11 protein-coding genes are annotated in these 15,073 nt (G+C 34.6%); all 11 read right to left on the bottom strand.

All coding sequences use genetic code 11. From position 1 onward, the window contains the following. Nucleotides 1-6 precede the first annotated feature (6 nt). Nucleotides 7-924: a tRNA pseudouridine(55) synthase TruB gene (truB, locus tag HMPREF3267_RS01580; RefSeq protein WP_002478273.1), complete on the bottom strand. Its 918-nt coding sequence runs from the start codon at nucleotides 922-924 to the stop codon at nucleotides 7-9. A gap of 197 nt (nucleotides 925-1,121) precedes the next feature. Next, nucleotides 1,122-1,469: a 30S ribosome-binding factor RbfA gene (gene rbfA, locus HMPREF3267_RS01575; RefSeq protein WP_002459274.1), complete on the bottom strand. Its 348-nt coding sequence runs from the start codon at nucleotides 1,467-1,469 to the stop codon at nucleotides 1,122-1,124. A gap of 211 nt (nucleotides 1,470-1,680) precedes the next feature. Continuing rightward, complete coding sequence (gene infB / locus HMPREF3267_RS01570; protein ID WP_002478274.1) at nucleotides 1,681-3,837, bottom strand: translation initiation factor IF-2; 2,157 nt, start codon at nucleotides 3,835-3,837, stop codon at nucleotides 1,681-1,683. 4 nt (nucleotides 3,838-3,841) lie between these two features. Next, nucleotides 3,842-4,159 carry a L7Ae/L30e/S12e/Gadd45 family ribosomal protein gene (locus HMPREF3267_RS01565; protein ID WP_002459276.1) on the bottom strand — a complete coding sequence of 106 codons (318 nt, stop codon included), beginning with the start codon at nucleotides 4,157-4,159 and terminating at the stop codon, nucleotides 3,842-3,844. After that, complete coding sequence (gene rnpM / locus HMPREF3267_RS01560) at nucleotides 4,156-4,440, bottom strand: RNase P modulator RnpM (protein WP_037540354.1); 285 nt, start codon at nucleotides 4,438-4,440, stop codon at nucleotides 4,156-4,158. Before rnpM ends, HMPREF3267_RS01565 begins: the two co-directional genes overlap by 4 nt. 17 nt (nucleotides 4,441-4,457) lie before the next feature. Next, nucleotides 4,458-5,621: a transcription termination factor NusA gene (nusA, locus tag HMPREF3267_RS01555; RefSeq protein ID WP_002459278.1), complete on the bottom strand. Its 1,164-nt coding sequence runs from the start codon at nucleotides 5,619-5,621 to the stop codon at nucleotides 4,458-4,460. Between the two features lie 20 nt (nucleotides 5,622-5,641). Further along, nucleotides 5,642-6,109, bottom strand: coding sequence for a ribosome maturation factor RimP (rimP, locus tag HMPREF3267_RS01550; RefSeq protein WP_002478277.1), 468 nt, complete (start codon nucleotides 6,107-6,109; stop codon nucleotides 5,642-5,644). Nucleotides 6,110-6,245: 136 nt separating this feature from the next. Further along, entirely contained in the window at nucleotides 6,246-10,556 is a 4,311-nt protein-coding gene (locus HMPREF3267_RS01545; RefSeq protein ID WP_060795586.1) for a PolC-type DNA polymerase III, read from the bottom strand. 227 nt (nucleotides 10,557-10,783) lie between these two features. Further along, entirely contained in the window at nucleotides 10,784-12,484 is a 1,701-nt protein-coding gene (locus HMPREF3267_RS01540) for a proline--tRNA ligase (RefSeq protein ID WP_062077564.1), read from the bottom strand. An 18-nt stretch (nucleotides 12,485-12,502) separates the two neighbouring features. Continuing rightward, complete coding sequence (rseP, locus tag HMPREF3267_RS01535) at nucleotides 12,503-13,789, bottom strand: RIP metalloprotease RseP (protein ID WP_002459282.1); 1,287 nt, start codon at nucleotides 13,787-13,789, stop codon at nucleotides 12,503-12,505. A gap of 508 nt (nucleotides 13,790-14,297) precedes the next feature. Beyond that, nucleotides 14,298-15,073: LPXTG cell wall anchor domain-containing protein (locus HMPREF3267_RS01530; RefSeq protein WP_141762957.1), on the bottom strand; the 776-nt coding region annotated here is incomplete at its 5' end.

Genomic DNA, 15,073 nt, shown 5'->3' with positions numbered 1-15,073 from the left:
TCTCCTTTAATTAAAAACTTTCTTTGGTTTAATTTCCTTTGGCTTATCTGGATGTGAAATATAGATAGCTAAAACTTGTTGTGTCCTACCATCAATAAATACAATTTGTTGTTGAATAACTGTAGAAAACATAGACTTCTGAAACTTTTGTCCATTAAGTATACGATGCTTGATGTCCTCATTATATATTTCAATAGAAGGTAGACCTTTTAATCCATATTCTATAGGAAACAACTTTTCTTGTAACTGTTCTTGCTCATGCAATACTTTGATTTGCTCAATAGTTAAACTATCACTTATATTAAATCCGCCAGATGATGTTCGAGTAAGGCGTGACATATGTGCTGGAAAGCCTAATGCTTTGCCAATATCTGTAGCAAGCGTACGTATATATGTCCCTTTACCACAAGTAATATCTATATCAAATAAGCACATGCCTTGTTTAAAGTGAATTTCTGAAACACGTTGTATGCTTTTTATCTCAACTTTTCTTTCTGGACGCTCTACAGTTTCACCATTTCTAGCATATTCATAAAGCTTTTTTCCTTTAACTTTAACTGATGAATACATAGGTGGAATTTGTGTAATCCATCCTTGAAATTGAGACAAGGTCGAGTCAATTGCTTCTGATGTAATTTCTCCTACATTTATTGTTTTCTGTTCTAATATATCTCCAGTTTGATCTTCAGTAGTGGTACTTGTCCCTATAGCCACAGTAGCATGATAGGTTTTTCCCATATCCATGATATAATCACTTACTCGAGTGGCGATGCCAATACAAACTGGCAATACACCATCAACTTCAGGATCAAGTGTGCCCGTGTGGCCTATTTTCCTAGTTTGTAATATCTTTCTCAATTTAAAGACGACATCATGACTTGTAAGTCCTCTTTCCTTGCGTACAGGCAAAATACCGTTATACATATTTTCACACCTTTTAAATAATAAATGCTATTCTTTCACATTATAACACTGATGATTAGCGCTTCGAACATTATTTTTACAAGAAAAAAGACAAGCTGCTTTAAAATACTCACTGTCTTTACTAAAAATCATAGAAGGTTGAGTATTTAAAATCGAATTGCTTGCCTTAATGTTGCTTTTAAATGTTAACGTTAATTTTAATCTTTTTTATGCAAATCTCGAATCATTTTTTCAATTTTATTACCATAATCTATGGATTTGTCATACTCAAATGATAATTCTGGTATTATGCGCAATCTCATACGAGTTGCTAATTCTGATTTAATAAAACCTTTTGCTTTATCTAATGCTTTAAATGTATCATCAATTTCTTTATCACTGCCAAGTACTGTTAAAAATACTTTAGCTTGTGATAAGTCGTTCGTTAAGTCTACATCTGTGATAGTAATAAAACCTACTCTTGGATCTTTGACTTTATTATTAACAATATCCATAATCTCTTTTTTCATTTGTTCGCCTACACGTTCAGCTCTCATATTAGTCATAAATCGTTCACCTCTTTGTCCATTTTTGTATTTATTCAAAATTCAATAAAGTCATAATACGTCTTTGCATGTGAATATCATTGTTTATTTTAAGTTATATTGTACTATTTAACACATAAATTTATAAATTTTTTGATATTCAAAAACTGTCAACATAGTTCAACTCAATGCTGACAGTTTTTAATTGTATTATCATTTATTTTCGATAAATTTAACGTTTTACTTCTACCATTTCAAATGCTTCAATAATGTCGCCTTCTTTAAGGTCATTATATTTATCAATTGTAATACCGCATTCGTAACCTTGTGCTACTTCTTTAGCATCATCTTTAAAACGTTTTAATGTATCTAATTCACCTTCAAATTGAACAATACCGTCTCTAATCACACGAACACCTGCATTACGAGTGATTTTACCTTCAACAACGTAGCTGCCTGCAATTGTTCCTACTTTAGATACTTTAAATGTTTGACGTACTTCAGCTTGACCGATGACTTGTTCTTCAAATTCTGGATCTAGCATTCCTTTCATAGCTGATTCAATTTCTTCGATAACATTATAGATAACACGATGTAAGCGCATATCTACATTTTCAGCTTCTGCTGCACGTTTAGCTCCTGAATCCGGTCTCACATTAAAACCAATGATAATTCCATTAGATGCATTAGCTAATGTAACATCTGATTCATTGATTGCACCAACTGCAGTGTGAATAATACGTACATTAACGCCTTCAACGTCAATTTTCATTAATGATGCAGCTAGTGCCTCAACAGAACCCTGCACATCACCTTTGATAATGACATTTAAATCTTTCATTTCACCTTGTTTCATTTGTTCAAATAAGTTATCTAGAGTTACATTCTTACTTTCTTGACGTTGTTGTATAATACTGGCTTCGTGACGTGCTTCACCGATACGACGCGCTTGCTTTTCATCACTAAAGATAACGAAGCGATCTCCAGCTTGTGGCACATCGTTAATACCTGTAATTTCTACTGGTGTGGATGGTCCTGCTGATTTAATACGTTGGCCCAAATCATTGACCATTGCACGAATACGTCCATATGTGTTACCGACAACAATGGCATCACCTACATTTAGAGTACCGTTTTGTACTAACAGTGAAGCTGATGGCCCTCGTGATTTATCTAACTCAGCTTCAATCACTGTACCAACTGCACGCTTACTTGGATTAGCTTTTAATTCTTGAACTTCTGCCACTAAACCAATCATTTCTAATAAATCATCAATACCCTCACCACTTAATGCTGATAGCGGTACAAAGATGGTATCGCCACCCCAATCTTCAGGAATGAGTCCATATTCAGTTAATTCTTGCATAACTCGATCAGGATTAGCTGTTGGTTTATCAATCTTATTTACAGCGACAATCGTAGGTACATCTGCTTCTTTAGCATGATTAATCGCTTCAATTGTTTGAGGCATGACGCCATCATCAGCTGCCACAACTAAAATAGTGATGTCAGTAACTTGGGCACCACGAGCACGCATCGTTGTAAATGCTGCATGTCCTGGTGTGTCTAGAAATGTTATTTTCTTCCCAGCATTTTTAATTTGATAAGCACCGATATGCTGCGTAATCCCTCCAGCTTCTCCTGCAGTCACTTTAGTGTGACGAATTGAGTCAAGAAGTGTCGTTTTACCATGGTCAACATGTCCCATAATTGTAACAACAGCAGGTCTTTCAATTGCATCAGGATCTTCTTGTTCATCATCAAAGTAAATAGATAAATCTTCTTCATCAATAACTATTTCTTTTTCAAGTTCAACATCATAATCACTAGCAATCAGTTCTAATGTATCTTCGTCTAAAGATTGATTAATATTGGCAACAATACCCAATAAGAATAATTTTTTTATAATCTCAGCTGACTCTACATTCATTTTATCAGCTAGTTCTCCAACTGTAATACCTTCAGTATATGAAATTTTTGATGGAATTTCTTTAGGCTCAACTGGTTTTTTAACCGTATTATTTTTGTTATTTTTATTGTTTTTACTATTTTTGTTGCTTTTATTATTTTTATTGCCCTTATTATTATTTTGATTGCTTTTCTTTTGATTGTTCTTAGTTTGTTGATTTCCTTGTTGTTTACTACCTTGTTGTTGATTTGATTTTTGAGTTGATTTATTAGATGATTTTTGGTGATTATTTTGAGCTTCTTGTTTATTATTCTGTTGTTTTTGTGGTCTGAATTTTTTATCAAGCGCTGTGATTTGTTCTTTTTCTAGTGCTTGCATATGATTAGATACTTCAACATTCATACTTTTAAGTTCATCTATAATATCTTTACTCTTTAAATTTAATTCTTTCGCATATTCATAAATTCTTTGTTTACTCATATAATCACTCCTTACGATATTCATCGATCATTGACACTAATTTTTTAGCAAATCCAGCATCAGTGATTCCGATATTAACTCGTTCGCTTTTGCCCAAAGCTTGTCCTAATTGTTCTTTCGTTCCAAATACTCTCAACGGAACTTGATAACTATGACATTTATTTTTAATTGTTTTTGTTGTATTATCAGATGCATCAGAAGCTAAGATGACTAATGTTAATGTCTTTTTTTTGATTTCAGTCATCAAAACTGATTCACCAGACTTTACTTTTCTTGCTCTCATGGCTAAGCCAAGAAAGTTCATAATTTGAGCTTCAGTCATTTAGGTATCTCTTCTCTATATATAAGTCGAATGATTTCCTTGTAGACCGGATCAAGTTGTTCTTTGCTCGCATTGAAGTACTTTTCTAAAACGCCTTTTTGCTGTGCCTGTTCAACAGCTGAAACCACTTTAGAAACATAGGCACCTCTCCCTGGTTTCTTACCAGTAGCATCTGCAAATATCTCGCCTTCTTTATTAATAACCACTCGAATCATATCTTTTTTTGGTTGCATCTCATTCGTTAAGATACATTTACGCATTGGTATTTTTTTCTTTTTCATAAGATACATACACCAGCCTATTCTTCAGTGTTTTTGGATTCTTCAGCTGCATCTATTTCTGTTGTTTCAATTGATTCGTCGTCTATTTCAATTTCAGCTTCATCTGCATGATTTTCAGCTTCTACAATAGGATAGATACCTGCTTCACGTGCATCTGTTTCTGATTTAATATCGATTTTCCAACCTGTTAATTTAGCTGCTAATCGCGCATTTTGCCCTCTTTTACCAATAGCTAATGATAATTGATAATCTGGAACAATGACAACAGTTGATTGATTGCTTTCATCGACAATAACTTCTAAAACTTGTGAAGGACTTAAAGCATTCTTAACGAAAACTTTAGGATCTTCATCCCATTGGACAATGTCGATTTTTTCTCCACCTAACTCTTCAACAACAGCTTCAACACGTGCACCTTTTGCACCAACACATGCACCTACAGCATCGATGTCTGGATTCTCTGAGTACACGCTGATTTTAGATCTATCACCTGCTTCACGTGCAACAGATTTTACGATTACTGTGCCATCATAAATTTCAGGAACTTCTTGCTCAAATAATCGTTTAAGCAAACCAGGATGACTGCGAGACACATAGATTTGAGGCCCTTTTGTTGTTTGTTCAACTTTATTGACATAAACTTTAATACGTTCATTAGGAATATACTTTTCATTCGGACTTCTTTCAGCTTCAGATAATACGGCTTCAATACGACCTAGATTAACATAAACGTAACGATGATCAACACGGTCAATAAGACCAGTTAAAATATCATCTTCTTTATCTACAAATTCATCATAAAGGATTTCTCTTTCTGCATCACGTAATCGTTGCATAACAGCTTGTTTAGCTGCTTGAGCGCCAACGCGGCCAAAATCCTTTGGTGTCACATCTTCTTCATAAATATCGCCCACTTCGTATGCAGGATTTTTAACAAGTGCAGTGCTCAAATCCACTTCATCTCTATGATCAGAAACTTCTTCAACTACTGATTTGCGAGCCACTACTTTAAATGTACCTTCGTCCATATTTAATTCGACACGAACATTGCGTGCGCTATCATAATTTTTCTTATAAGCCGTTATTAATGCGGCTTCAATCGCATCAATTAAAACTTCTCTTGGGATTTTCTTTTCTTTTTCTAAATATTCTGTTGCCAATAATAGTTCATTACTTGCCACAATTATTCCTCCTCATCACGTTAGAGCATTACCGCGTGACGTGCTTTTGCTATTTTATTTCTTGGTATGCTAATTTGTTTTTTCTTGGCTTTTTCTTTAACTTCCATGGTAATTGTTTCTGCTGTAACTTCCACTAAAATACCTAGCCATTCTTTATTATTTTCGATAGGTGCATAAAGTGACACAAAGATAGGCTGTTGGATTGCCTTTTGATAATCTTGCTCTTTTTTGATTGGTCGCTCTGCACCTGGTGAAGCCACATCAAGATAGTACATTTCTTTAATCGGATCATGCTCATCCATCACTTCACTAATTTTTTCGGAGGCAAGTGTACAATCGTTCAAATCTACGCCACCTTCTTTGTCAATAGATACACGTAAGAAATGATCTTTACCTTCTTTCACAAATTCAACTTCTACAAGTTCATAATTTAAAGCTTCCAACACTGGTTGAATAAGAGTTTCTACCTCTTCAGTTATTTTGCTCATACAGACCTCCCTTTTTGGCAAATAGAAAAGAGCGGGTATATGCCCACTCTTTTTGCCTGAGTATCATTTTTTACACAATTAAAGTATACCATAACTAATTGTAGTAAACAAATTGTAACAATATTTAGTGCGTCAATTACATATCAAATATAGATAACTGTGCTTTATCTGGTAAATCTGGTAAAGAACCCAAATCATCTAAGTAATCAATAATCTTTTGTGATAAGCCAGCTTTTTTATTTAAATCTTCTTTTGATAAGAAAGGACCTTCACTACGCGCCTCTACAATACGTTGCGCAACGTTTTCACCAAGTCCAGGAACTGCAATAAATGGTGGAATTAAAGAATCACCTTCGATAATAAAATCAAATGCCTGGCTTTTCTCTAAACTAATCGGCTGCATACTAAAGCCTCTATGAGCCATCTCATTCACTAACTCTAACACTGTTAATACGTCTTTTTCTTTTTTACCTAATTCCATATAGCGTGCATACATATCTTTAACAGTATTTTTAATGCTTTCTTTATCTTTAATCATCGTGATTAAATCAAAATCAGATGCACGAATCGTAAAATATGCTGCATAATAATACAATGGATGATGTACTTTAAAGTAAGCAATGCGTACTGCCATTAAAACATATGCTGCCGCATGTGCTTTAGGGAACATGTACTTAATTTTCAAACATGAATCTAAATACCAGTCTGGTACATTATTTTCTTTCATGGTTTCAATCATCTCATCGGTTAATCCTTTACCTTTACGTACGGATTCCATTATTTTAAATGCCATAGATGGTTCTAGTCCGGCGTACATTAAGTACACCATGATATCATCACGGCAACCTATCACACCCGATAAATCACATATACCACTTCGCACTAGTTCTTGGGCGTTACCTAACCATACATCTGTACCATGAGACAATCCTGAAATTTGTACTAACTCCGAAAAAGTAGTTGGTTTTGTATCTTCAAGCATCTGTCTTACAAATCCTGTACCAAATTCAGGTACCCCAAACGTACCTGTTTTACATAAAATATCTTCTTCCGTCACACCTAGCGTTTCAGGGCTACTAAAAATTTTCATTGTTTCTTTATCATCAACTGGAATTGTTTTTGGGTCAATACCTGATAAATCTTGCAACATACGAATCATGGTAGGATCATCGTGCCCTAGTATATCAAGTTTTAAGACATTATCATGTATAGAATGAAAATCAAAGTGTGTCGTCATCCATGCTGAATTCTGATCATCAGCCGGATATTGAATTGGCGTAAAATCATAGATATCCATGTAATCTGGTACAACAATAATGCCCCCCGGATGCTGTCCAGTCGTACGTTTTACTCCTGTACATCCTTTAACTAAACGATCAATTTCAGCACCACGCTTATGAATTCCTTGATCATTTAAATAGCCTTTAACATATCCGAAGGCAGTTTTTTCAGCAACTGTACCTATAGTCCCTGCACGGAATACTTTGTCTTCTCCGAAAAGAACTTTCGTATAGTTATGCGCGTTTGGTTGATATTCACCACTAAAATTCAAGTCAATATCAGGTACTTTGTCACCTTTGAATCCTAAGAATGTTTCAAATGGAATATCTTGACCTTCTTTAATTAATTCACTGCCACATGTTTCACATTTTTTATCTGGTAAATCAAAGCCAGAACCTACAGATCCATCATTAAAGAATTCACTCGTTTTACACTGTGGACATATATAGTGCGGAGGTAGCGGATTAACTTCTGTAATTTCAGTCATTGTTGCTACGAAGCTTGATCCTACTGATCCCCTTGATCCCACTAGATATCCATCTTCTAAAGATTTCTTAACAAGTCGCTGAGAGATTAAATATATAACTGCGAAACCATTACCGATAATACTGGCTAACTCTTTTTCAAGTCGATCAATAACAATTTGTGGTAGATCTTCACCATATAATTTTTTGGCATTACTATAGCTTAATTCACGTATTTCTTCATTTGCACCCTCCATTCTTGGAGTAAATAACTGATCTTTAATCGGTACAACACGTTCAATGCGATCAGCCAAAGCATTTGTATTTTTAACGACGATTTCATATGCCTTTTCTTCTCCTAAGAAATGAAATTCATCTAACATTTCATCAGTTGTTCTAAAATGTGCTTTAGGTAAAGTTGAACGATTCAATGGGTTACCTGGTTGTGAAGCGATTAATATTTTACGCGCTATGCCATCATGTTCATTTAAGTAATGGGCATTACCTGTTGCAATAACAGGTATATTGGCCTGTTCTCCTGCTTTAAGCAAACGTTGGTAAATCTCATGTAACGTCGCTGTGTCACGGATTAACTCTCGATCAAGTAAATCTTGATACAATGCAGGTGGTTGAACTTCGATAAAATCATAATAGTTCGCAACTTTTTCAACTTCCGATTGATCGCGTTGCATTACAGCTGTAAATAATTCACCTTCATCACATGCTGTGCCAATTAATAGACCTTCACGGAATTCATCAAGTAGAGATCTTGGAATACGAGGTGTACGATAATAATATTTGACCAATGATGCACTAACAATTTTAAAGAGATTTTTAAGTCCTTCTTGGTTTTGGACAATCAGTGTGACATGAGATGGACGTGCACGTTTATACGCGTCCTCATTCGACAACTTCTTATTGATGTCTTTATGATTTGATACACCTAATTCTTTCATTTGTTGAAGCATCTTAATAAAAATATATGCAGTAGCTTCAGTATCATAAATTGCTCTATGATGTTGCGTAAGTTCGACACCATATTTTTTAGCTAAAAAGTTTAATCCATGTTTACCATATTCTGTATTAATCGTTCTAGATAATTCAAGCGTATCGATTACTCCATTGGTCGAAGGTCCAAAACCTATGCGCTCATATCCGGTGTCAATAAAGCCCATGTCAAAAGAAGCGTTGTGTGCTACGAAAATAGCATCCCCAACCCATTCTTTAAATTCTGTCAATACTTCATCAATTTCGGGTGCATCTGTCAACATATCATCTGTAATATGCGTTAAATTAATAATCGTTTCTGATAATTTTTGATGTGGATTGCTAAAACGTTCGAATTTATCAATAATTTCACCATCATAAACTTTAACAGCCGCTAACTCAATGATTTGATCATATTGATTGGATAAACCCGTTGTTTCAACGTCAAACACTACATAAGTAGCATCTTTTAAGTCACGATTCGTGGGTTTATATGCAATAGGCACACCATCGTCTACCAACATACCTTCCATTCCATAAATCATCTTTATGCCATGCTTTTCTGCTGCACTATGCGCATCTGGAAATGCTTGAACACCGTTGTGATCCGTCACTGCTATCGCTTTGTGACCCCATTCGGCTGCTTGAGCAACATAACTATTAATGTTAGGTATCCCATCCATTTGACTCATTGCAGTATGTAAATGAAATTCTACGCGCTTCTCTTTTGATTTATCTTGTTTAGGTGTTTTTTTAATTTCTTCAATATCAGACATCATCATAACTAAATCTCTGACAAAACTATCTTCCTCAATGCGTCCTTGAGCACGTATCCACTTGCCGACACTTAAAGCTTTAAAGTGATCTAAGTCATCTTTGTTTTTACGTGTGAACATCTTTAATACTAATGAGTCTGTGTAATCAGTAACTTTTAATTCGACTATGTGACGACCACTTTTAAGTTCTTTTAAATTTATGTCAAAAATAACCCCTTCAATTGCAACTTTAAATTCCTCTTCAACAATTGATTCGATAGTTCTAATATTTTCAACTTGTATTGTCTTTCCAATTTGACACTTAGAAACGGTACTTTCATTATTGTCTTGTTGTTTCGCTTTTTCTGCTTTCATTTTTTCAAGTTTTTCCGTAGCTTCACGTGCACTTTGTTCATCCTCTTGTTGAATATGTGCTTCAAGTGATGCTAAGTTTTCATCTTGATGACTATGATCTGTTTCAAAAACAACTTTATTGATATCAAAACCACACTGCTGATATGCCTTTACCAAACTCCCATTACAAACTTTGTCAAAGTGATTTCTTTCGACGTCATTAGAAACCATCACTTTCAAGACATCGCCTGACATAATTAGGCTTTTTTGCTTTAACTGTCCTTTAACTTTTGGAGATAATGCTGTCTGATCAATACAATAATCAAAATATTTTATCGCAAATTCATCTTGGTTATGAGTATCAGCAATAGTAAAATGCCACTGTACAGTTGCTATTTCTTTAAATTCTTCGACTATTGCGTGTGTAAAGATAAGATAGTCTTCTTTAGATAAAAAACGTGGTAACTTAATTTGGAAATCCCAAGTTCTGTTCTTTTTCGAAACATCTATACGCATTAATTCGCCTTGTTCTATAATATCTTGCTCAAGCTGATTAGCTATTTTAATCTGGTCAGCAAGTACTTTAAATTTTTCTTGATTTGTCATTGCCAAGACAACTACCACCTTAAAATATTACTTTTATCACGTTAAAATATCAATTTTTGCTAATAATTCAAAAATAAATTTACTTCTTATTATACTACTGTAATTTAAAAAATTCATGTCTGCAAAATAACTTTTTGTTACACAACCAGGTACTTTGTTCAATCAAAAGCGGTGAAAACCTATGAGTAGGAATTTTCACCGCTTTATGTCATTTATACTTTTAAACTTTATAATTCGTTATAAATAGCTTTAATGTATTGTTCAAGTTGTTCAACATGTACATCTTCACTTGTGCCTGTACGTCGAACTTTGACTTCAACGATGCCTTCAGCTGCTTGTTTACCTACAACAATACGAATAGGTAACCCAATTAAATCTGCATCATTAAATTTCACACCGGCACGTTCTTTTCTATCATCATATAATACGTCAAACATACCGTTAAGTTGCTGATACAAATTATCTGCTAATGATTGTTGTTCTTCTTTTTTAGGATTTACAGTAATAAGATGCAAATCAAACGGTGTTACAGTTTTAGGCCAAATAATACCGTTATCATCATTATTTTGCTCAACAATAGCACTTAATGTACGAGAAACACCGATGCCATAGCATCCCATAATTAATGGTTGTGCTTTTCCTTGATTATCTAAGAACGTCGCATTCATCGCTTCAGAATATTTAGTGCCAAGTTTAAAGACTTGTCCAACCTCAATACCTTCTGCAAATTGAGCTTTACCAGATCCATCGCTCAACATTTCACCTTCAAGAATAAAACGAAAATCACCAAAATCATCTACAGTAAAATCTCTGCCTATATTTGCGTTCATGTAATGATAACCATCTTCATTAGCACCTATGACTAAATTCGTTAAATCTTGCACATAATTATCAGCAATTATTTTGATACCTTTATCAAAAATTGGACCTAGTGAACCCGGATGTGCACCTACTAAATTGACAATTTCATCTTCTGTTGCCATCTCAATAGCATCTGTGCCAAAATATGATTTTAATTTAACGTCATTAAGTTCATGATGACCTCTGATAAGAATCATGACAAATTCACCGTCTATTTTAAAAATCATTGATTTAACAATGGCGTTTAATGGTAACTGTAGGAAGTCTGCTAACTCTTGTGCAGTTTTAACATTTGGTGTTTCAATTTTAGTTAAGTCTGCTGACGATTCTTCTTGACGTTGTGGCTGATATACAACTTCTGCTTTTTCAATATTAGCTGCATAATCACTTTCATTACTATAAACAATCGTATCTTCGCCAATTTTACTTAGTGCCATAAATTCGTGGGTATGATTGCCACCAATAGCACCAGAATCGGCAAGTACAGGGCGCACGTTAATACCTACACGTTTAAAAATTCTTCCATATGCTTGATACATGTCTTGATATGTTGCATCTAATGATGCTTCATCAGCGTGAAAAGAATAGGCATCTTTCATTATAAACTCACGTCCACGTAATAAGCCGAAACGTGGTCGTTTTTCATCACGGAATTTTGACTGAATTTGAAATAGCGTAAGTGGTAGACGCTTGTATGATTTTAATTCATCTCGAACTAAAGAAGTAACTACCTCTTCATGTGTAGGCCCTAATGCAAACTCTCTCCCATTTCTATCTTTTAAGCGCATTAATTCTGGACCGTATGCGCTCCAACGACCTGATTCTTCCCAAAGTTCAGCTTGTTGTAATACTGGCATTAAAATTTCAACTGCATCAATGCGTTCCATTTCTTCGCGAATGATTTTAGAAATATTATTAAGGACACGTGTTGCTAATGGTAAGTAACTATAAATACCACTTGTACTTTGTTTGATTAGTCCCGCTTTAAGGAGTAATTGATGACTCAAAGCTTCAGCTTCAGCAGGCACTTCTCTCATAGTTGGTATAAATACTTTTGATTGTCTCATGACTTTCTCCTCCTATAATTATAAGAAATAGCGTTGAATATCATTCCATGTTACTGCTATCATAACAAGCAAGACAAAAATAGCCCCTGCTGCAATAATCATTGTTTCTGCTTTTTTATTAATTGGTTTTCTAAAGATAGCTTCATAAATAACGAATAAAATACGACCACCGTCAAGGGCAGGTATTGGTAATAAATTCATTATACCTAGGTTAACACTTAATAGCGCTGTATAACTTATTAGATTATAAATTCCAGATTTTACTACCGTATCTACATTATGATAAATACCCACAGGTCCATTTAACATATTAAACGTAAAGTCTCCTGTAAAAATACTAGCTAATAATGTACCCACAGCCTGGAATATTAGCTTTCCTTTATCGAAGAATTCTGTTACACCAAATTTTAACGATGGTAGTAAAGAATGGTCATATGTTGGTGCAATACCCAATAAAAATGTAGATTGTGTTTTAGTTTTAGTAGTTTTTTGTTTAAATTCTTTAGGTTTAATTTCGATATTCTTTGTTTTATTATCGCGTTCAATTTTTACTATTGTGCTTTTAGCTTTCGTGCCATCTAAGGTTTTCTGAATGTCTTTAAAATTTTTGATGTCTTGCCCGCCGATTTGAAGAATTTTATCTCCCTTATGAATACCAGCTTGTTGGGCAGGATATTTGTCAATTGTTTTGTCTACTATAGTAGTCGGTGCACCACTATACATAGCTAATCCAAGAAAAAGAACTAACGCTAAAATAAAATTAAACAATGGCCCAGCAAAAAGTGTTAAAAACTTTTGTAACGGTTTTTTATGTGCAAATTGGCGATTTCTAGGGGCAATTTGAATTAAACTACCATGTTCAACAAAGAACGCTTTCTGCGCAATATTGAAGTGATGACGTTGTTCATCATACGCTGTAATACCCTCTATAAATAACTCATTTTTAAAATCACATTTTTTAACTTCGATAGCTTCAATTTGTTGAAATTTGTGCTGATCATCTAAAATAATGTGTGTAATTTCATCTTGCTCATTGAGTTTAATTTTAACATTCATACCAGGTTGTACTGGCAGTTCTTCAAGCCCATCACCTGCCATACGGACATAGCCACCAACTGGTAACAAACGAATCGTGTATAACGTTTCATTCTTTCTAAAGCTAAAGATTTTTGGTCCCATCCCAATTGCAAATTCTGGGCACATAATTCCTGCACGCTTTGCAAAAAACATATGCCCATATTCATGCACTGTCACTAGCACTCCAAATACGATAGCAAATGATACAACTGTAATTAATATGCTCAATAACTACACCTCTATAATTTATTTGATTTCATGCTGAAAATCATTACTTATTCAAAAATACTATATAAAACGTACATATAATGTCAATTCATTTTATAAACCTTCATAATACTTATTACTCATGGTTTAGCTATCTTAGCATTATTTTATAAGAACACGTTTTAAATTTAAATATATATAAGAAAAATGCTAACTTTGATACTATATCCGTTTTAATGATTTCTATTTACATCACAGTATTCATTTTAATAATCTCTTGTCTATCATATTGATAAACAACTTCTTAAGTATATCATTTTATATAACTTAGTTCCTACTATCAAATAAATAATTTTACTTAATAATTGTTAAATATATAGCTGCAAATAAGTTAACGGGAGCTGGAAAAGTTATTTTAACTTTCATTTCCACTCCCGTATAGTAACTTAGTTTATAAGATTCATATTCGTAATGCTTAAATTTATAATAGTATTACATATTTAATAGAACATTTCCATCTTACTATCTTTTATTTATCTTCTTTTTTTGAACGTCGACGATTTAAGAATAATAATCCACCTAAAAATAGAAGTATGCTTGATATAAAGCCAGTTTGTTCTGACTGTTCTCCTGTTTTTGGCAAGGATTTATCTGTGTTTTTCTGTGTAGTGTTATTTGAGTCATAATGTTGATGTTGAGCTTTCATTGTTGATATACCACGTTGATTAGAATTATTATCAACTTCAACACCTACATTATCATTTTCTGAATCACTATCTGAGTCCACATTGCTGTCGGAACCGGAATTGCTGTCAGAATCTGCGTCGCTATCGGAATCTGCATCGCTGTCGGAGTCTGCATCGCTATCTGAGTCCGCATCACTGTCAGAATCTGCGTCACTATCTGAGTCTGCATCGCTATCGGAATCTGCGTCACTATCGGAATCTGCATCACTGTCGGAATCTGTGTCGCTGTCAGAATCTGCATCGCTGTCTGAATCTGCATCGCTATCTGAGTCCGCATCACTATCGGAATCTGCATCGCTATCGGAGTCTGCGTCGCTATCTGAGTCTGCGTCGCTGTCGGAATCTGCATCACTATCGGAGTCTGCGTCGCTGTCGGAGTCCGCATCGCTGTCGGAATCTGCGTCACTATCGGAGTCTGCGTCGCTGTCGGAGTCTGCATCACTATCGGAATCTGCGTCGCTGTCGGAGTCCGCATCGCTGTCGGAATCTGCGTCACTATCGGAGTCCGCATCACTGTCGGAGTCCGCATCACTATCGGAGTCCGCATCGCTGTCGGAGT

Source organism: Staphylococcus sp. HMSC62D11 (assembly GCF_001839145.1).
In the GTDB taxonomy this organism is placed as follows: domain Bacteria; phylum Bacillota; class Bacilli; order Staphylococcales; family Staphylococcaceae; genus Staphylococcus; species Staphylococcus lugdunensis.
The sequence above is the reverse complement of the archived record's forward strand: the minus strand, read 5'-3'. Positions and strand labels throughout refer to the sequence as shown.